Origin of the sequence: Reyranella humidisoli (assembly GCF_019039055.1) — a bacterium.
In the GTDB taxonomy this organism is placed as follows: domain Bacteria; phylum Pseudomonadota; class Alphaproteobacteria; order Reyranellales; family Reyranellaceae; genus Reyranella; species Reyranella humidisoli.
Window position 1 is genome coordinate 1,398,825 of sequence record NZ_JAHOPB010000001.1, and the last position, 19,084, is coordinate 1,417,908.

12 protein-coding genes are annotated in these 19,084 nt (G+C 67.1%); 5 read left to right on the forward strand and 7 right to left on the reverse strand.

Going from position 1 to position 19,084, the window contains the following annotated elements; translation table 11 throughout:
* Positions 1 to 27 precede the first annotated feature (27 nt).
* Both KQ910_RS06825 and KQ910_RS06830 read right to left on the reverse strand, forming a co-directional pair.
* Positions 28 to 873, reverse strand: coding sequence for a class I SAM-dependent methyltransferase (locus tag KQ910_RS06825; protein ID WP_216957710.1), 846 nt, complete (start codon positions 871 to 873; stop codon positions 28 to 30).
* Positions 874 to 1,288: 415 nt separating this feature from the next.
* Positions 1,289 to 2,101 (reverse strand): LytTR family DNA-binding domain-containing protein, encoded by an 813-nt coding sequence (locus tag KQ910_RS06830; protein ID WP_216957711.1) that lies wholly within the window; start codon positions 2,099 to 2,101, stop codon positions 1,289 to 1,291.
* 119 nt (positions 2,102 to 2,220) lie between these two features.
* Between KQ910_RS06830 and KQ910_RS06835 the strand changes: the two genes are divergently transcribed.
* Positions 2,221 to 3,699: an alpha/beta fold hydrolase gene (locus KQ910_RS06835; protein ID WP_216957712.1), complete on the forward strand. Its 1,479-nt coding sequence runs from the start codon at positions 2,221 to 2,223 to the stop codon at positions 3,697 to 3,699.
* Between the two features lie 15 nt (positions 3,700 to 3,714).
* Here KQ910_RS06835 and KQ910_RS26685 read toward each other — a convergent pair whose 3' ends face one another.
* The 4 genes from KQ910_RS26685 to KQ910_RS06855 all read right to left on the reverse strand — a co-directional run bounded on the left by KQ910_RS26685 (position 3,715) and on the right by KQ910_RS06855 (position 6,441).
* Positions 3,715 to 4,068 (reverse strand): hypothetical protein, encoded by a 354-nt coding sequence (locus KQ910_RS26685; RefSeq protein ID WP_229600812.1) that lies wholly within the window; start codon positions 4,066 to 4,068, stop codon positions 3,715 to 3,717.
* Between the two features lie 117 nt (positions 4,069 to 4,185).
* Positions 4,186 to 4,575 (reverse strand): hypothetical protein, encoded by a 390-nt coding sequence (locus KQ910_RS06845; RefSeq protein ID WP_216957713.1) that lies wholly within the window; start codon positions 4,573 to 4,575, stop codon positions 4,186 to 4,188.
* A gap of 9 nt (positions 4,576 to 4,584) precedes the next feature.
* Positions 4,585 to 5,280, reverse strand: a complete 696-nt coding sequence (locus KQ910_RS06850; protein WP_216957714.1) for an EI24 domain-containing protein — start codon at positions 5,278 to 5,280, stop codon at positions 4,585 to 4,587.
* A 9-nt stretch (positions 5,281 to 5,289) separates the two neighbouring features.
* Positions 5,290 to 6,441 (reverse strand): CaiB/BaiF CoA transferase family protein, encoded by a 1,152-nt coding sequence (locus tag KQ910_RS06855; RefSeq protein ID WP_216957715.1) that lies wholly within the window; start codon positions 6,439 to 6,441, stop codon positions 5,290 to 5,292.
* 125 nt (positions 6,442 to 6,566) lie between these two features.
* On the opposite strand from KQ910_RS06855, the gene KQ910_RS06860 reads away from it, so the two are divergent.
* The 3 genes from KQ910_RS06860 to KQ910_RS06870 are packed head-to-tail and all read left to right on the forward strand — an operon-like array spanning position 6,567 to position 9,936.
* Positions 6,567 to 8,249 carry an NHL repeat-containing protein gene (locus tag KQ910_RS06860; RefSeq protein ID WP_216957716.1) on the forward strand — a complete coding sequence of 561 codons (1,683 nt, stop codon included), beginning with the start codon at positions 6,567 to 6,569 and terminating at the stop codon, positions 8,247 to 8,249.
* A gap of 10 nt (positions 8,250 to 8,259) precedes the next feature.
* The gene (locus tag KQ910_RS06865) at positions 8,260 to 9,150 is read left to right on the forward strand and encodes an MBL fold metallo-hydrolase (protein ID WP_216957717.1); all 891 of its coding nucleotides are present in this window, start codon (positions 8,260 to 8,262) and stop codon (positions 9,148 to 9,150) included.
* A gap of 12 nt (positions 9,151 to 9,162) precedes the next feature.
* A complete protein-coding gene (locus KQ910_RS06870) occupies positions 9,163 to 9,936 on the forward strand; it encodes a short-chain dehydrogenase/reductase (RefSeq protein WP_216957718.1) in 774 nt (257 codons plus the stop codon).
* Between the two features lie 9 nt (positions 9,937 to 9,945).
* Here KQ910_RS06870 and KQ910_RS06875 read toward each other — a convergent pair whose 3' ends face one another.
* A complete protein-coding gene (locus tag KQ910_RS06875) occupies positions 9,946 to 10,299 on the reverse strand; it encodes a hypothetical protein (protein WP_216957719.1) in 354 nt (117 codons plus the stop codon).
* 228 nt (positions 10,300 to 10,527) lie between these two features.
* On the opposite strand from KQ910_RS06875, the gene KQ910_RS06880 reads away from it, so the two are divergent.
* Positions 10,528 to 19,083, forward strand: coding sequence for a GH36-type glycosyl hydrolase domain-containing protein (locus KQ910_RS06880; protein ID WP_229600347.1), 8,556 nt, complete (start codon positions 10,528 to 10,530; stop codon positions 19,081 to 19,083).
* Position 19,084: the final 1 nt, after the last annotated feature.

A 19,084-nucleotide genomic window follows, 5' to 3' on the forward strand; every position in this document is an offset into this window, starting at 1 on the left:
GATCCGACTTCCAAAGAATCCTGACGCTCACGGAATGCGAGCTGCCCGCATCATATGCCCCCCGGGACCACTTTTGGACGCGCCGGGGGGCGCGCCCAGATAGCGAACGGCCATTTGGGACATGCCGAGGTCTTCGATATCCCCGAAGCCGTATCCGCGGAGTTCCTGCGCGATCTCGTCGGGATCGAAATGACTGAGCCAGGGTTCGCCGATTTCAGCCGTATAGGCCCCGAGCGCGACAATTTCGGTCCGCTGCTCCGGCGGATAGTTCTCCAGCGGTTCGCTGTAGTCGAACACCACCTCGGATTCGGGGATGCTCGCAATGTAACGCAACGTGGCCGCTATGGCTGTTCGCCCTAGATAGGGGACGACGCCGAGCCAGATGAAGAACGCAGGGCGATCGGGATCGAAACCGGCATCACGCAGCCCGAGACCAAGATCATCGTGTTCGAAGTCGATCGCCGCAAAGATCAGAGACGCCGGAATAGCGAGGCCGACTTCGGACAGACGCTTTCGTTTCCAGGCTTGGGTCGCGGGATGATCGACCTCGAAAACCCGCAACCCCACATCCGAATGGGGATTGCGCAGCGCGAATGTATCGAAGCCGGCGCCGAGAACCACCGCCTGTCGCACGCCGCGTGACACCGCGGCGCCGAGGCAATCCTCGGCAAAACGGCTGCGCATCGCCATGAAGATGCGCATGCGCTGTTGTGCCGGGCCTGCCGATAGTCCCGCGATAATCGCGTCGGCGCCGTCACCGAGAATGGTGCGAGCGAAAGGATCGGAGAATACCTTGCCGCCCTCTAGTAACTGATGGGCGGCCCGATATCCGGCTGCGCCGAGTGCGGTCCGGCTTGGCTGTCGTTCGTTCATGGATTCACCTCTGTCTGGAGAACAAGCGATTTCGTTCGCTCACGTTGAGATCAATCATGATCCCGCGCGACAACGCTGCCTGGAGGACGAATAGATGCGAGAAGTGTTTGGTTTTGGGAAACTGGCGAAGGAAAGCCGAAAGAACAACTCTTGATCGAAACTATGTTTTGTCTACATTACTTAGGTAAAATGGCGTGATTTCTGTAGCGCGTGCATCTCCCGCGCTTCCTTCCTTTTGCTTGCCTTCCTCAAGTGCTCGCTGGCGCGGTTACAAGGCCTGCGAAGATCACTGTCGAGAGTACGGCCTCAAGCCATCAACGATCATCGTCGCCATGCCAACCTTGCGCAGCGAGGCGTAGCGCGGAGCCTGCCCCGAGGCTTTTCGAGGAAGCGCTCCGGTCGAGACGACGGCATCTTATTTTTCGAGCCAGCCCGCGTCCTTGATGCTGTCTCGATAGGTCTTGCTGACGGGGACCTTAAGTCCGTTGCGCAGAGTGAGCACGAGGCGGCCGCCCGTCCGGTCGACCGAGGCGATTGCGCCCGTCGCCACCCACCAAGACCGGTGGACCTGCTGGCCGCGCTCGGGGCCAAGCTCGGCCAGTGCGTCGCGAAGGCGCATCAACACGAGGTCGCTGCCGAGCGCTGTGTGGATGCGGAGGTAGTGATCCTCCATCTCGAGGGCCAGCAGGTCGCGGCCCAGGGCCGGCGGGACACGGCGCAGGAAGTCGGGTGAAGCCGGCGGGGACGTGGCGGCTTCCGGGAGGGCGGGCGGCGGCTGGGGCAGGGCGGCCACGCGGGCCAGTTCGGCATCGGCTTTGGCGCGCAGCCGCTGCTCGACGAACAGGCCGAACACCACGGCGATCGACGTGGTCAGCAGGGCGTTCTCGGGGAAGATGTACGGCGCCGCCCAGAGGGGAATCGGCCGGCCGAGCCAGGACTGGACGACGATGACCTCGAAGGTGCTCGGGATCGAGGCCAGCACGCCGACCAGCGCCATGCGGCCGGCGACGGGCCAGCGGTCGATCGGCTCGATGCGCCCGAACCAGGCCGCCAGGACCACGATCTGCAGCCAGCTCAGCCCGCCGATGATGCCGAAGTAGGCAATCCGCCGGCCGAGATCCATGTGCTCGTAAGTGCCGAAAGGCCCGGTGACGCCCAGGACGAGCGCGAGCCCGACGACCGCCGGCAGCTGGAATGGTAACGACCGGACGTAGGGCGATTCGCGCATCGTGAACGGATGAATGACGTCAGATCGCGAAAAACGCCAGCCTTTCCACGCAGGGAAGATGGTCCGCGAGCCGCGCGGCCCGGAAGGTGACGGCAACGCCGCTGTCTCCGGAGAACGCCATGCAGTCGCCTTTCGAAACCATCTTCCAGATCGTCACGCACACGCCTCTCTGGGTGTGGCCGCTGATGGCCCTCGTCGTCTGGCTGGGCGTCCTGGGGCTGCGGCAGCGGACCCTGCCGCTGTGGCGGCTGGCCATCCTGCCGGTCGTCGGGCTGCTCTTCTCCGTGGCCGGGATCGGACAGTTGCCTCGGCCGGCGCTGGCTTCGGTCACCTGGCTGGCAGCTCTTGCCGTCGGTCTGCCATTGGGACTGTGGCTGGGCCGCCGTCGCGCCGTGCGGCGCCTCGACGACGGCCGTCTCGAACTGGCGGGCGGCTGGTTCATGCTCGCCTTCGGCCTGTCGATCTTCGCCGTGCGCTATGCGCTGGGCGTCGTCTTCGGGATGGCGCCTGCCCTCAGGGCCGAGCCGGCATGGATCGCCCTGGCCGGTGGCGGCGGCGGCCTGGTGGCGGGCATCGGCCTCGGCTGGCTGGGAGGCGTTGGCGCCGTCCGGTCGAGCCGGTGGATGCCGCGCCTGGCCTGGGCGCCCGCCGTGCTCGTGCTGCTCGTGGTCGCGAGCTTCGCCGGCGTCATTGCCTTGAGCACCCCCGGCGAGTTGCCGCGCCTGGCGGCGGGCGACTCGCTGCCGGGCAGCGACAAGTGGAACCCGGCCGAGATCCCCGCCGTCCGGCGCGTCGCCGCACGCGATGGCGCGCCGCTCACCTATCGGCTCTATCCGGGCAGCGTGGATCGCGTGGTTGTGCTGGTCCACGGATCGTCAGGCGCGAGCATCTCGATGCACAAGTCCGCGCAGGCTCTCCAGGCAGCAGGCGCGACCGTCTACGCCATCAGCCTGCGGGGCCACGGCGGCAGCGGTACCGTCAATGGCGACACTTCATATCGCAGCCAGCTCGACGACGACCTGATGGATTTCATCAAGGCGACCGGCCTCACCGATCCGAAGATCAAGCGGACGCTGATCGGCTTCTCGTCGGGCGGCGGCTTCGTGCTGCGCACGGCCAGCGGTCCGAATCGTCATGCGTTCGACGCCTACCTCGCAATATCGCCCTACATTGCGCAGGACTCGCCGACCAACCGTCCCGCTTCGGGCGGCTGGGCGAGCGTGGCCGTGCCTCGCGTCGTGGCACTCTCCATTCTCGACGGCCTGGGCTTGCCATTGTTCCAGAACCTGGAGGTCGTTCGCTTCGCCACGGCCGCGCGTCCGAGCGAGAACCGAACGCCGGTCTATTCCTTCAGGCTCGCGGTCGGCCTCCAGCTCAGCCGCGAATGGCGGGCTGAACTGGCGCGCATCGACCGTCCGACGGCCATCGTGGTGGGTGCGCAAGACGAACTGTTCCGCGCAGAGCAGTACCGGCCTTTGTTCGGAACCCTCAACAAGCACGTCGTCGTGGAGATCGTCCCGGAGTTCGGTCACCTCGACATGATCGCGCAGGAGCAAGCGGTTGCAGCCGTCGCCCTGTTGTGGCGACGGCTGCTTTAAAGGCTCCTCTCAGCATCAACCCTTGTTGGTGCCACCCTTGACCGAGGTGAGTTGTTCGTCCTCGGGCTTCACGGGCGCCGCCTGGACGAACGACACGGGATCGCTGCCCGGGAAGCTCTCCTTCAGCGCGGCATCGAGCTTGCGGTCGAGAAGCTTCTCGGCCGATTCGCCGGGCCTGGCTGTGACGCCAGCCGGTTCTGGTTCCTTGCCGGCTTCGCGCTTCACCTGAAGACGCTGTGCCTGAACTTCCTGCTCGAGGATCTTGAGGTCCGCGGCGTCGCGCTCAGAGGCCGCTGGTGCCGCTGCCATCTTTTTGGCATTGCGCAACTTTTCGACGTTGTCCTTGAGTTCCGTGCGGGCACTGTCCATGCCGCCCTCCTGTAATTTCGGGCGCCGGTCCTGAATGACGGCGCCCCGATACAACAGAATCGAAGGACAAAAGTTGCGGTCGTGCCGTGCCGGAATTTGACGGGGGACGGAACCGGTTCAGGCGACCCGCTTCTTCTGGGCGGCAATCGAACCGGCGCACTGGTCGGTCGGCAGCGGCCTCAGGTGCGTGTCGTAGGCGTCGGTGAACTCCGCTTTGAAGGGCTGGCCGTCGCGCTGGTACATCGAGACGAACAACGTGCAGGCGTCCGAATGGTAGCGCAGGACGCGCGCCGATCCGTCCTTGCGGTCGAGCTGGGGGGCACCGAACAGGGCGACGAGCTGGGACTCGTCCAATCCCTTGATGCGATCCGCCGGGATCGGCGAGCCGGCGTTCCGCGAACTGAAGACGCCCGTCTCCCCGGCGCCCAGCGAATATTCCTGGGGACCACCCGTCTGACAGCCTCCCAGCAGAAGGGTGACGGCCAGCGCCCCGTATGCAGCTTTCATGGTGCGAGTTTAGCGCGACGGGGCCGCCCGGTTAAGGGGCGGCTTCAGGCCCTGAGCGACATGAACCATCATCGCGACGCCCAGCACCGGCACGATCAGGTTGAGGATCGGGATTGTCCCCAGGAAGACGATCACGACACCGGTCAGCCACAGCGTCCCGCCGTTGGCCTTGCGCCAGGCCTTCACCTCGGCCGGATCGCGCCGGCGCAGGGCGACCTGCTCGTAGTACTCGCGACCCGCCAGCCAGCCGTTGACGCCGTAGAACAGGGCCGCGCCCAGCCCGGCGACGAAAAGGGCAACCAGGTAGAAGGGAAGCATCACGAGGTTGATCGCCACGAGCATGGCCAGGAAGACGATACCCGACCACAGGCCGGTCCAGAGCGGGATGCCGCGCGCCGGCCCGAGCTGCGGATAGTGGCGGGCCTCCACGATGTCGGCGATCCGCTCCATGAAGATCGAGATCACGATGCCGAAGCTTGCCGGGAACAGCATGAGCGCCAGCACCGTCACGGCACCGCCGCCCAGCCAGCGGATGGTCTCGTTCAGCCACGTCCACTGGAACGTGGCGAACGATTGCAGCGCCCACCAGGCGAGTACGCCGAGGGCGATCTGCAGCACCAGCGACAGCGCCAGCGATTGCCAGACGATGCTGCGCAGCTTGGGATCTCCAAGCTGCTGCACCGCCAGTTCGAAGGCGCGGATCATGGGCTGCCGTCAGGCCTGCGGGCCGACGACGCCGGCCGCCTTGAGCTCGCCGATCTCCTTCGTCGAGAAGCCGCGCTCACCCAGGATCTCGTCGGTGTGCTGGCCGCGCCGGGCGGCGGGCCCCTTCACGCTTTCCTTGGTGCGCGAGAAGCGCGGGGCGGCGGCGGGCTGCGCGAAGCCGGCCACGTCGACATAGGCGTTGCGCGCCTTGGCGTGCGCGTGATCCGGCGCTTCCTTCATGGAAAGCACCGGCGCGAAGCAGATGTCCGTGCCCTCCATGATCGCGCACCATTCATCGCGCGTCTTGGTCTTGAAGATACCGGCCAGCTTCGTCTTGAGCTGGGTCCAGGCCTTGCGGTCCATCTGCGCCGGTAGCGTCTCGCCTTTCAGGCCGGTCTTGTCGAGCAGCAGGTCGTAGAATTGCGGCTCGATCGAACCGATGCAGACATGCTTGCCGTCCTTGGTCTCGTAGGTGCCGTAGAAGTGGGCGCCGCCGTCGAGCATGTTGCTCTCGCGCTCGTCGCTCCACAGGCCTGCGCCCGCCATGCCGTAGATGCCACCCAGCAGCAGGGCCGCGCCGTCGACCATCGCGGCGTCGACCACCTGGCCCTTGCCGGAGCGCTGCGCCTCGAGCAGGCCGCAGACCATGCCGAAGGCCAGCAGCATGCCGCCGCCGCCGAAATCACCCACGAGGTTGAGCGGCGGCATGGGCTTGTCCTTGCTGCCGATCGCGTGCAGCGCGCCGGTCAGCGCGATGTAGTTGATGTCGTGGCCGGCCGCCTTGGCGAGCGGGCCTTCCTGGCCCCAGCCGGTCATGCGGCCGTAGACCAGCTTCGGATTGCGCGCGAGGCAGATGTCGGGACCGAGGCCCAGACGTTCCGCGACACCGGGGCGGAATGGCTCGGTCATGCCGTCGGCCTTGTCGATCAGGCGCAGCACCACCTCGACGCCTTCCTTCTTCTGCAGGTCGATCGACACCGAGCGACGGCTGCGATTATGGACGGCGAATTTCGGGTCGGCGAGACGATCCATGACGTGCGCCTTCGTACGGTCGACGCGAATGACGTCGGCGCCCATGTCGCCCAGCATCATCGAGCACATCGGCGCCGGGCCGATACCGGCCAGCTCGACGATCGTCAGTCCCGAAAGCGGACCCGCCATGTTTTTTCTCCTGCAGAATGCGCGTTTTCTTGTCGGAACGATGGTAGCCGAAGGGTTCGGCGTTACAAAACCCGTACTCCGGTCTAAAGTCCGCGCCGCGAGAGAGACGGTCGGAGGAAAACGGGATGGGGTTGGGCCGCATTGTCGCTACGGCGGTGCTTGCGTTCGGCATGGCTGGCAGCGCAGGGGCGCAGCAGGCGGTAACGCCGCCGCCCAAGGAATATGGCCAGCAGTTTCTGGTGCAGGGATCCTGGTTTCACGGCGTGCATGGGCTTGCCTTCAACAAGGACGATCAGCTCTTCGCCGGCTCGGTGATCGGCCAGACCCTCTACCGGGTGCAGGTCGATTCGGGTGAGGTCGACCGCGTGATCGATCCGCCGACCGGCATGGCCGACGATATCGCCTTCGCCGATGACGGCACCATGGCGTGGACGGCGTTTCTCATCGGCAAGGTCTACGTCCGCAAGCCGAACGGCAAGACCATCGAGGTCGCGCACGGCATGAGCGGTCCCAATTCGCTCGCCTTTGGCAAGGACGGAAGGCTGTTCGTCTCCGAGGTCTTCCTCGGCGATGCGCTCTATGAGATCGACATCAAGAACGTCGACAAGCCCGACTTCAAGCCGTTCGCGCGCGGCGAGCTGCGCCGCATCGCCGAGAAGCTCGGCGGTCTCAACGGCTTCGAGGTCCATAAGGACGACGGCTTCCTCTACGGTCCGCTGTGGTTCAAGGGCGACATCGTCAAGGTCAACCTCGAAACCGGCGCAACCGATGTGATCGCGTCTGGTTTCAAGACGCCGGCCGCCGCCAACATCGATCCGCAGAACCGCGACAACGTCTATGTCGTCGATACCGGCACCGGCGGCATCTGGAGCGTGAGCCTCACCAGCAAGGCCAAGAAGCTGGTCGCCTCGATGAAGCCCGGCCTCGACAATCTCGCCTTCGATTCGCGCGGTCGCCTGTTCGTCTCCTCGATGACCGACAACGGGATTTACCTTGTCGACAAGCAGACCGGCGCCTGGCGCACCATCGTCGAAGGCAGGCTCGCGGTCCCGGCCGACCTCGCCGTCTCGACCGACGGCGGCAAGGACACGGTGCATGTCGCGGATGTGTTCAGCTATCGCACGGTCGACAGTGCAAACGGCGCAGTGACCGATGTGCTGCGCGTGCATGGCGAGACGCACGCCTATCCGATCGGCATCTCGCTCGGCCCGAAGAACGTGCTGCTCTCGAGCTGGTTCTCGAACACCGTGGAGAAGGTCGACCGCAAGACGGGCAAGCTGACGGCGACTCTGGGTGAGTTCTCGGCGCCCGTCGATGCCGTGGAGTTTGCCGACGGCACGATGTACGTGGCCGAGCTGGCCAGCGGCAACCTCGTGAAGGTCAGCGCCGACGGCAAGGAACGCAGCATCGTCGTCAAGGAGCTGCGCGGCCCTGTCGCCATGGCGCACGGGCCGGGCTCGCTGGTCTACATCACAGAGATCGCCGCCGGTGCCGTCAGCCAGATCGACGTCGCCACGGGTGCGCGCAAGGTGGTGGCCGACAATCTGACCGGTCCCGAAGGCATCGACATCGGTCCCGACGGGCGTCTGTACGTGGCGGAGGTCGGCCAGAAGCGCGTCGTCGCCATCGACCCGGCAACCGGTGCGAAAACGGTGATCGCCTCGAACCTCGATATCGGCCTGGCGCCGTTCCCCGGCGGCCCGCCTGCGCTCGTGCCCACGGGCGTCGCGGTCGGCCGCACCGGCATCGTCTATGTCAGCGCGGATGTCCGGAACTCGCTCTACAAACTGACACCGCCTTCACCGTAAGGGTCTCGCGATGGCCGGCATTCCTTTCATCAGGGATTTCAAGTTCGACTACGGCACCGCGATGGAGGTGACGCCGCTCATCCGCCGCGTCGTCGCCAACAATCCGAGCGCCTTCACCTTCAAGGGCACCGGCACCTACATCATCGGCCACGGCAACGTCGCCGTCGTCGATCCCGGCCCCGACGACCAGGAGCATATCGATGCCGTGTTGCGCGCGCTGCGCGGCGAGACGGTGACGCACATCCTGGTGACGCACACCCATATCGACCATGTGCCGGCGACGCCAGCGCTCGCCAAAGCGACCGGCGCCAAGGTCTACAGCTACGGCCCGCATCCGACGCCGGAAGGCGTCACGACCGAGCAGGAAGGCGACTTCTCCTTCGCGCCGGACGTGAAGCTGAACGACGGCGACGTGATCCAGGGCGACGGCTGGAACGTCGAGGCGGTCTATACGCCGGGCCACATCTCCAACCATCTCTGCTTCGCGGTGAAGGAAGACAAGGCGCTGCTCTCGGGCGACCACGTCATGGGCTGGTCCACGGCGGTGATCTCGCCGCCCGACGGCAACATGGCCGATTACTTCGCGTCGCTGCGCAAGCTGCTGCCGCGCGACGAGAGCCTCTACATCCCGACGCACGGCGCGGAGATCCGCGATCCCAATTCGTTCGTGCAGGCCTATATCGAGCATCGGCTGGGCCGCGAGGCGCAGATCATCGCGCGCCTCAAGGACGGACCGCAGACCATCCCGCAGATGGTCGCCAAGAACTATGCCGACACGCCGGTCCATCTGCATCCGGCCGCCGGCCGTTCGATGCTCGCCCATCTGGTGCAGATGGTGAAGGATGGCCGGGTGAAGACCGAGGACGGCCGTGCCGCGATCGACAGCGTCTACCGGCTGTAGGGGGAACGACCAATGGACATGAAGCTTTCCGGCAAGACCGTGCTGATCACCGGCGGCAGCCGCGGCATCGGCTTCGCCTGCGCCATGGGCTTCGCGGCCGAAGGCTGCACCGTGCACATCGCCTCGCGCTCGAAGGAATCGCTGGAGGCGGCACGTGAGAAGATCCGCGCCCGTCACAACGTGCCGGTCGAGATCCATCCAGCCGACTTCTCCAATGGCGACACCGCCCGCCGCGTCGTCGAGGCGGTCGGCCATGCCGACATCCTGGTGAACAATGCCGGCGCCATCCCGCAGGGTGACGTCTTCGGCATGACCGAGCCCAAGTGGCGCGAGGCCTGGGATCTCAAGGTGTTCGGCTATGTGAACGCCACGCGCGCCATGCTGGAGAAGATGTACGCCCGAAAGGCGGGCGTGGTGGTGAACGTGATCGGCCTTGCCGGCGAGAGCTATAATTACGACTACGTCGCGGGCACGATGGGCAATGCCGGTATCATGGCGTTCACCCGCGCGGTGGGATCGAAGAGCGTCGATCACGGCGTGCGCGTGGTTGGGATCAACCCGCCGGCCACCCGGACCGACCGCATGCTGACGCGGCTGCGCAACGTGGCGGAGCAGAAGTTCGGCGATCCCGAGCGCTGGCCGGAGCTTACGAAGCACATGCCGTTCGGCCGCGCCGCCGAGCCCGACGAGGTCGCCGACCTCGCCGTGTTCCTAGCCTCCGACCGCGCCAGCTACATCAGCGGCGTGGTCATGACGCTCGACGGCGGGCAGGCAGCCCGCCATTAAAGCCTCAGATCAATAGACTTGGCGCATCACCTGGGCGGCGAAACCGTCAACCGCCGACTTCTTCTGCGCTTCGCTCAGCTTGTTGTTCGCCGCTACCGCCGGGCAGTAGGCGGTGACGAGATAGTTCACGACTTCGGCGCTCTCGACGCCGGGATAGCGGATGCGAAGATCGGCCGTCGCCGAGGCGATGGCGTTGAAAGTGTCGCCGCTGGCGAGCTGCTTGCCGACGGTCGCCATCTGGGCCGGGGTTTCCTTCAGGATGCCGGGCTTCGCCGTCGGCTGCGGCTTGGGGCAGTCGAGCGCCAGGGCAGGAAGGGCCGAGACGGCGAGGACGGCGGCGGCCAAGGTGACAACGCGAAGCATGATCGGTCTCCCGTGATGATCTCCGGAAAGCGATAGCAAAAACGGTTTCAATAGTCCCCTGGAACCGTGCAGGCGGTTTCACGTTGACGCGGCTGGCGCGATTCGTCGCCGCTGGCCGTTTGCTGTAGAAGATCATTCATAGCGGCCCCGCTTGCCGGAGGTCGCTTCATGCGTGCGCGAGACCAATTTTCGTCGCTTGCACGCCTTAGCCTGAAAGGCCTCATTTCCTTGAAATCGTTCGCGTGGCGCGCCTTCGGGCGCGCGCGACCCGCTTCCATTCGTGAAGACGAAGACGCCATCCGCAGCGAGCTGTTCAGCATCGAGCGGCTGGAGCAGCACGCCCAGAGCCTGGCGACCAGCCAGCCCGTCCATGCCGCCCTGACGTCGGGCAAGTCGCTCGTCGTCCGCCTGCGCGACAACGAGCGCGTCTTGCTGGCGGCCTACCGCTCGATCGCCGCGGCGGTCGATGCCGGCCGTACGATCACCCCGGCTGCGGAATGGTTGCTCGACAACTTCCATCTCGTCGAGAAGCAGGTGCGCGAAGTCCGAACAGACCTGCCGGCGGGTTACTATCGCCAGCTTCCCAAGCTCAGCGACGGCCCCTTGGCCGGCTACCCGCGGGTCTTCGGCCTGGCGTGGGCTTTCGTGGCCCATACCGACAGCCGCTTCGATCCCGAGACCCTCACCCGCTTCGTGCGGGCCTACCAGACGATCCAGCCGCTCAGCATCGGCGAACTCTGGGCCGTCGCCATCACGCTTCGCATCGTCCTGGTCGAGAATCTGCGCCGCTCGGCCAGCCGGATCGTGGATCGACGCTCGGCACGCGAACAGGCCGACATGGTCGCCGACCGCCTGCTGGGCCTCAAGGATCTCAAGGCCGATCCGACCGCTCTCCAGCCCTACGACCGCGAAGGCTTCTCCGAAGGTTTCGCCGTCCAGCTCGTGCATCGCCTGCGAGATCAGGATCCCGAGACGACTCCGGCGGTGGGCTGGCTCGAGAACCGTCTGGCGCGCGAGGGGACAAGCGCCGACGAGCTGGTGCGACGCGAGCACCAGCTCCAGGGCGCGACCAACGTCACGGTCCGCAACATCATCACCAGCATGCGGCTCATTTCCGACGTCGACTGGGCCAAGCTCTTCGAGACGGTGAGCCCGGTCGATGACGTGCTGCGGACCGACGGTGTGTTCGCCGAAATGGACTTCGCTACCCGCAATCTCTATCGCACGGCCATCGAGCAGATTGCGCGCGGCACGACCCTCGACGAGCCGGAGATCGCCCGCCGCGCCCTGGCGGCCGCCGCGGAAGCCGGCGTGTCGGGAGGAAGCGACGGCAACGGGGACGGACGGCGGCGCGAGCCCGGCTACCATCTGATCGGACGCGGCCGGCGGGCCTTCGAGCGGTCGGTGGGATTTCGCACCCGAGGTCTCACGGTTCGACGCCGCCTGCTGCGGACCGGCCTCGCCGGTTATGTCGCGAGTGTCGGTGTCACGGCGGGAATCGTGCTGCTGGTGCCGCTGCTCGGCCTGTCGCTGCTGGGGATACAAGGCCGCCTGCTGGTCGTCATGGCATGCGCGGGGCTGCTGCCGGCGCTCGATGCGGCGCTGCTGCTCGTCAACCGGCTGATCACCGGCGGGTTTGGCGCCACGCTGTTGCCGGGTCTCGAGCTGCGTGAGGGCGTGCCTGCGCATCTGCGCACGTTCGTGGCAATTCCCACCCTGCTCACGACGCAGGCCGCGATCGAGGAACAGATCGAAAGCCTCGAAGTCCATCATCTCTCCAATCCGGCCGGCGCCATACACTTCGCCCTGTTGTCGGACTGGACCGATGCGCCGGCCGAATCGATGCCGGGAGACGCCGCCCTGCTCGCGATCGCGGTCAAGGGGATCGCGCGCCTCAATCTTCGGTATCCGACGCCAGACGGCACCGATCGGTTCTTCCTGCTTCATCGCCGCCGCGGCTGGAACGAGGCGCAAGGCGCCTGGATCGGCTGGGAGCGCAAGCGCGGCAAGCTCCACGAGCTCAACCACCTCTTGCGCGGCTCGACGGACACGACCTTCGTCGTGGCGGCCGCGGGTGCGGTCCGGCCACTGCCCGCCGACGTGCGCTATATCGTGACCCTGGATTCCGATACGCGCCTTCCGCGCGATGCGATCGTGCGTCTGGTCGGCAAGATGGCCCATCCGCTGAACCGGCCGCGCTTCGAGGCCGCCGAGGGCCGCGTGGTCGAGGGCTACGGCGTGCTGCAGCCGCGCGTCACGCCCTCGCTCCCGGTCGGCGCCGAGGGCTCGAGGTTCCAGCGCATCTTCTCCAACAACAGCGGCATCGATCCCTATGCGTCGGCGGTGTCGGACGTCTATCAGGACCTGTTCGGAGAGGGATCCTACTCGGGCAAGGGCATCTACGACATCGACGCCTTCGAGGCATCGCTGCATGGCCGCGTTCCCGACAGCACGATGCTGAGCCACGATCTCTTCGAAGGAACCTTCGCGCGCTCCGGCCTGGCTTCCGACATCGAGGTCGTCGAGGAATTTCCCGCGCGTTACGACGTGGCGGCGGCACGCCAGCATCGCTGGGCGCGCGGCGACTGGCAGCTTCTGCCGTGGATGCTGGGAGTCGTGAAGGCGGCGCCCGGCAGGCGGTCGGGCTTCCTGCCAGCCATCGGCTTCTGGAAAATGTTCGACAATCTGCGTCGCACGCTGTCGGCGCCCGCGGCGATCGTCTCCCTGATGGTGGGCTGGACGCTGCCGCTGCCCGCGGCGCTGGTCTGGACAGGCTTCGTGCTTCTGGCCATCGCGATGCCCACGCTGCTGCCGGCGATGGCCGCGTTGTTCCCGCGACATGCGAAGATTACCACGCGCAGTCATCTCGATGCGCTTTGGAACGACATTGTGGCCGCGGCTTCGCAGACGGCCCTGCTCGTCGTCTTCCTGGCTCATCATGCCTGGCTGATGGTCGATGCGATCGGCCGGACGTTGTTCCGGCTCGTGGTCAGCCATCGCCGCCTGCTCGAATGGATCACGGCGGCCCAATCCAAGCAGAGCCTGCGGGCCGGCTGGCCCGGTCTCTACGGCAAGATGGCCGGAAGCGTCGTGGTCGCGCTGGTCGCTGCGGGGGTGGTCTGGCAGGTCGGCGCCGCGGCGGCGCCGGTTGCCGCGCCCTTCGTGCTGGCCTGGCTGCTGGCACCCCTCGTCGCCCACTGGGTGAGCCGCCCGCCCCACGATGCCGCCAGCCTGCGGATCAAGCCGGCGGAAGCGGCCTCGCTGCGCCTGATCGCCCGCCGGACCTGGCGCTTCTTCGAGACCTTCGTCACCGAGGCAGACAACATGCTGCCGCCTGACAATTTCCAGGAGACACCGGCGCCGGTCGTGGCCCATCGCACGTCGCCGACCAATCTCGGCCTGCTGTTGCTCTCGACCGCTTCCGCGCGCGAGTTCGGCTGGATCGGCACAACGGAAGCCGTCGAGCGCCTGGAAGCCACTCTCGCGACGATGGAGAGGCTGCAGCGCTTTCGCGGACATTTCTTCAACTGGTATGACACGAGCGACCTGCGCGCCCTCGAGCCGCGCTACGTCTCGACGGTGGACAGCGGCAACCTTGCCGGGCACTTGATCGCCCTGGCCAACGCCTGCGGCGCCTGGCGCACGCGGAGTGCCGCGGCGCCCGATGGCGCGCGTGGCGCAGCCGACAGCCTCGACCTCGCCCGCGAGGCGCTGGCCGGGCTGTCCGACGACCGTCGCACCCATCTCGTCACCCGGCCCGAACTCGTCCGCGCGTTCGACGGGTTGGCGGTGTCGCTGTCCGCGATCCCGTTCCGGCCGGCCGCTGTCCTGGCGATGGCGGAGACCGCCGTCGATCTCGCGCGCACGCTCGCCAGCGAGCGCGACGACCCCGAGAGCGCCGACATGCTGTTCTGGATCGAGGCCGCCCACCGGACGGTCGCAAGCCATCATCGGGACACAAGCCGGACCGATCAGATGACGGACGACCTGCATCGTCGCCTGTCGACGGTGGAGGCGTCGGCACGCGCCACGGCCGGCGCCATGGAGTTCGACTTCCTGTTCGACGAGAGCCGCCGGCTGCTGTCGATTGGCTTCCTGGTCGCCGAGGACCGGCTCGATATCAATTGCTACGACCTGCTCGCCTCCGAGGCGCGGCTGGCGAGCTTCGTGGCGATCGCGTCGGGTGAAATTCCGGCCCGCCACTGGTTCCGGCTGGGCCGCGAAGTGACACCGGTCGGCCACAGCGCGGCGCTGGTCTCGTGGTCGGGCTCGATGTTCGAGTACCTGATGCCGTCTCTGGTCATGCGCGCCCCGTTCGGCAGCCTGCTCGAGAAGACCAACCGGCTGGTCGTTCGGCGTCAGGTCCAGTACGCGACCGATCTCGGCCTTCCGTGGGGAATCTCGGAATCGGCCTACAATGCACGCGACAAGGAACTCACCTACCAGTACTCGAACTTCGGCGTGCCCGGCCTCGGCTTCAAGCGCGGCCTGAGCGACGATCTCGTCATTGCGCCCTACGCCACCGGACTAGCCGCCATGGTCGATCCCGCGGCCGCCGCCGCCAATTTCGACCGGCTGGCCGCGTTCGGCGCGCGCGGTCGCTATGGTTTCTACGAGGCACTCGACTTCACGCCGTCGCGCCTGCCGGACGGCGAGAGCCGGGCGGTCGTGAAGGCCTACATGGCCCACCATCAGGGCATGACGGTCGTGGCCATCGCCAATGCTCTTCTCGATGGCGTGATGCGGTCGCGCTTTCATGCCGAGCCGGGCGTGCAGGCGACCGAACTGCTGCTGCAGGAGCGCGCGCCGCGCGATGTCGCGGTCGCCCATCCGCGCGCTGAGGAAGTCGGCGCCAGCGTACTGGCCAGGGAGGCCGAGCCGGCGCTGGTGCGCCGCCTGCGCAATCCGCACGCCGCCAGCCCGTCCGTCCATCTCCTGTCGAACGGACGCTATTCGGTCATGCTGACGGCAGCGGGGTCCGGCTACAGCCAATGGGGCGCCCAGGCCGTGACCCGCTGGCGCGAGGACACGATCCGCGACGACTGGGGGAGCTACGTCTTCCTGCGCGATGTCGAGACGGGAGCCGTATGGTCCGCCACGCACCAGCCTTGCGGCCAGCGTCCCGACCGCTACGACGTGATGTTCGCGGAGGACCGCGCCGAATTCGTGCGCCGCGACGGCACCCTGGTGACGAGTGTCGACATCGTCGTGTCGCCGGAAGACGATGCGGAGGTGAGGCGCGTGACGCTGAGCAATGTCGGCGGCCTCGCGCGCACCGTCGAGCTGACGTCCTATGCCGAGATCGTCCTGGCGCCGCGCGGTGCGGATGCCGCGCATCAGGCTTTCTCCAAGATGTTCGTGCACACCGAGTATCTGCCGGCCATCGGTGCGCTGCTGGCGACGCGCCGTCGCCGCGGCCCGGGCGAGCCCGAACTCTGGGCGGCACATCTGGCCGTGGTCGAAGGAGAGGTTGTTGGCGAGATCGAAGTCGAAACCGATCGCGCCCGTTTCATCGGCCGCGGCAACGAGATCGGCGATGCGATCGCGGTGACCGACGGTCGTCGGCTCTCCGGCACGGTCGGGTCGGTGCTCGATCCGATCTTTGCATTGCGGCGCCGACTGCACGTACCGGCCGGAGGTCTCGCGCGGATCGCCTTCTGGACGCTGGTGGCTGCGTCCCGCGAAGCGCTGCTCGACGCGATCGACCGGCATCTCGACGCCAATGCCTTCACGCGCGCGGCGACGCTCGCCTGGACGCAGGGGCAGGTTCAGCTCCGCCATCTCGACATCGATGCGGTCGAGGCGAGTTACTTCCAGCGCCTGGCCGGGCATGTGCTTTACGCCAATCCGGCGCTGCGCTCTTCACCCGATGCGATCCGGCGCGGCCTCGCAGGCCCCCCCGTGCTGTGGTCGCAAGGCATCTCCGGAGATCTGCCGATCGTGCTGGTGCGCGTGGAGGAGATCGAGGACACCGGTATCGTGCGGGAGCTGCTGCGCGCGCGCGAATACTGGCAACTGAAGGGTCTGTCGGTCGATCTCGTGATCCTGAACGAGCGCAGCACGTCCTATGTGCAGGATCTCCAGTCCATGCTGGACACGCTCGTGCGGGCCAGCCGGTCCCGGACCCATCTTGGCGTCGAGAACGTGCCCGGTGGCATCTACGTCCTGCGGACCGATCTGATCTCGACCGAGACCCGGGCCCTGCTGCTTGCCCTGGCGCGCGTGGTGCTGCGCGGCGGGCGCGGCAGCCTGTCCGACCAGCTCGACCGCCTGAAGTCCCCGCGGGGCGTGGCGCCGCCGCTTCGTCGTGTTGCCAGGCCGGGTGACCGGGCGAAGTCGATGCCGCCGAAGCCGGTGGCGCTGGCCGCGCTGCAGTTCTTCAACGGCCTCGGAGGCTTCTCACCCGATGGTCGCGAGTACGTCACCGTGCTGGGGCCGGGGCAGTCGACGCCGGCGCCTTGGATCAACGTCATCTCGAATGCGTCGTTCGGCTTCCAGGTGGCGGCCGATGGCGGCGGTTATACGTGGTCCGAGAACAGCCGCGACAACCAGCTCACGCCCTGGTCCAACGATCCGGTCGTCGACCGGCCGGGCGAGGCACTCTACGTGCGCGACCTCGACAGCGGCGACGTGTGGACGCCGACGGCGCGACCGATCCGGGTCGAACAGGCGACCTATATCGTGCGCCACGGCCGCGGCTACAGCCGGTTCGAAGTGGTGGCCAACGGCATCGCGCTCGAATTGCTGCAATACGTCCCGATGGGCGATTCCATAAAGATCTCGCGGCTCACGCTGCGCAACATCTCCGACCGGCCGCGCCGGCTCTCGGTCACGGCCTATGCCGAATGGGTGCTGGGACTCGCCCGCGGCGCCTCCGGCCCCACGGTCGTCACCGAGCGGGATGGCGAAACCGGCGCGATCTTCGCGCGCAACAGATGGAACCTCCATCATGGAAGCCGCGTGGCCTTCGCCGATCTCGCCGGTCGCCAGACCACATGGACGGGCGATCGTGGCGAATTCATCGGCCGCAACGGCAGCATGGACAATCCCGCGGCCCTCAGCGCCGGCTTGCCGCTGTCGCAACGACTGGGCGCCGGGCTCGATCCCTGCGCGGCCCTGCAGTCCGCCATCGAGCTGCCGCGTGGCGGCGTGCATGAGGCGGTCTTCTTCCTGGGACAGGCGGCCGACGAGGCCGAGGCGCGCGCGCTGATCGGACGGTACCGGACGGCCGACCTCGCCGCTGTCCATCGCGAGACGGTGGGCTTCTGGGACGGCGTGCTCGGCACCGTGCAGGTGAAGACGCCCGATCCCGCGACCGACATCCTGCTGAACGGCTGGCTGCTCTACCAGTCGCTGGCCTGCCGCTACTGGGCGCGCGCGGCCTTCTACCAGGCAAGCGGCGCCTACGGGTTCCGCGACCAGCTCCAGGATGCGATGTCGCTTTCGGTGCCGATGCCGGCGCTGGCGCGCGCCCACATCCTGCGTGCGGCATCGCGACAGTTCGTCGAAGGCGACGTGCAGCACTGGTGGTTTCCGATCGCGGGCCAGGGCGTGCGCACGCGTATCTCGGACGATCGCGCATGGCTCGCCACCGTCGCGGCGCACTATGTCGAGACCACCGGAGATGCCGCGATCCTCGACGAATCCGTCTCCTTCCTCGATGGGCCGGCCCTGCGGGAGGGCGAGCACGATCTCTACTTCCAGCCGGGCCAGGCAGACGAGAGTGCGCCGCTGTTCGAGCATTGCGCGCGCGGCCTCGACCTCAGCCTCGCCACGGGCGCGCACGGCCTGCCGCTGATCGGCACCGGCGACTGGAACGACGGCATGAACCGGGTGGGCGAGGCGGGGCGCGGCGAGAGCGTCTGGCTGGGCTGGTTCCTGTATGCGGCGTTGCGGGCGTTCGCGCCGATCGCCGAATCACGCGGCGAGACGCGGCGGGCGGCCGCCTGGCTTGCGCATGCCGAGGCGCTGAAGGCCGCACTCGACCGCGAGGCATGGGACGGCGCCTGGTACCGCCGGGGCTATTACGACGACGGCACGCCGCTGGGTTCGGCCAGCAGCGAGGAGTGCCGCATCGATTCGATCGCCCAGTCGTGGGCGGCGATCTCGGGCGCCGCCGATCCCGCGCGGGCGGCACAGGCCATGGAGTCGCTCGACAGGATGCTGGTGCATCGCGGCGACCGGCTGGCGCTGTTGTTTACGCCGCCCTTCGACAAGACACCGCTCGATCCCGGCTACATCAAGGGCTATCCGCCCGGTATCCGCGAGAACGGTGGCCAGTACACCCACGCGGCGGCGTGGTCGATCATGGGATTCTCTGCGCTGGGCCTGGGTGACAAGGCCCACGAGCTGTTCGCGCTGCTCAACCCCATCAACCACACGGCCACCCGCGCCGGCGTGCTGCGCTACAAGGTCGAGCCCTATGTCGTGGCGGCCGACGTCTATTCGGTGGCGCCGCATGTCGGGCGCGGCGGCTGGACCTGGTACACCGGCTCGGCGGGCTGGCTCTATCGTGCCGGCATCGAGTCGATCCTCGGCCTCAGGGTCAAGGGCGATCGAATCGAGGTCGCGCCCTGCCTGCCGACGACATGGCCAGGTTTCGAGATGACTCTCACCCTGCGTGGATCGGTTTACGAGATCGAGGTGCGTAATCCGACCGGAGTCAGCCGCGGTGTCGTCGCCGTCGAGTTGGACGGCGAGACACTACCTGTCGTGGACGGCAGGGCGGTCGTTCTCCTGGACGAGGGTTCCGTCCGGCGCAGAGTTGTCGTTACGTTGGGCTAGG

Excerpts from the sequence above, each read along its gene's own strand:
- KQ910_RS06825 (WP_216957710.1), bottom strand. The coding sequence starts at position 873 with ATGAACGAACGACAGCCAAGCCGGACCGCACTCGGCGCAGCCGGATAT.
- KQ910_RS06830 (WP_216957711.1), bottom strand. The coding sequence starts at position 2,101 with ATGCGCGAATCGCCCTACGTCCGGTCGTTACCATTCCAGCTGCCGGCG.
- KQ910_RS06835 (WP_216957712.1), top strand. The coding sequence starts at position 2,221 with ATGCAGTCGCCTTTCGAAACCATCTTCCAGATCGTCACGCACACGCCT.
- KQ910_RS26685 (WP_229600812.1), bottom strand. The coding sequence starts at position 4,068 with ATGGACAGTGCCCGCACGGAACTCAAGGACAACGTCGAAAAGTTGCGC.
- KQ910_RS06845 (WP_216957713.1), bottom strand. The coding sequence starts at position 4,575 with ATGAAAGCTGCATACGGGGCGCTGGCCGTCACCCTTCTGCTGGGAGGC.
- KQ910_RS06850 (WP_216957714.1), bottom strand. The coding sequence starts at position 5,280 with ATGATCCGCGCCTTCGAACTGGCGGTGCAGCAGCTTGGAGATCCCAAG.
- KQ910_RS06855 (WP_216957715.1), bottom strand. The coding sequence starts at position 6,441 with ATGGCGGGTCCGCTTTCGGGACTGACGATCGTCGAGCTGGCCGGTATC.
- KQ910_RS06860 (WP_216957716.1), top strand. The coding sequence starts at position 6,567 with ATGGGGTTGGGCCGCATTGTCGCTACGGCGGTGCTTGCGTTCGGCATG.
- KQ910_RS06865 (WP_216957717.1), top strand. The coding sequence starts at position 8,260 with ATGGCCGGCATTCCTTTCATCAGGGATTTCAAGTTCGACTACGGCACC.
- KQ910_RS06870 (WP_216957718.1), top strand. The coding sequence starts at position 9,163 with ATGGACATGAAGCTTTCCGGCAAGACCGTGCTGATCACCGGCGGCAGC.
- KQ910_RS06875 (WP_216957719.1), bottom strand. The coding sequence starts at position 10,299 with ATGCTTCGCGTTGTCACCTTGGCCGCCGCCGTCCTCGCCGTCTCGGCC.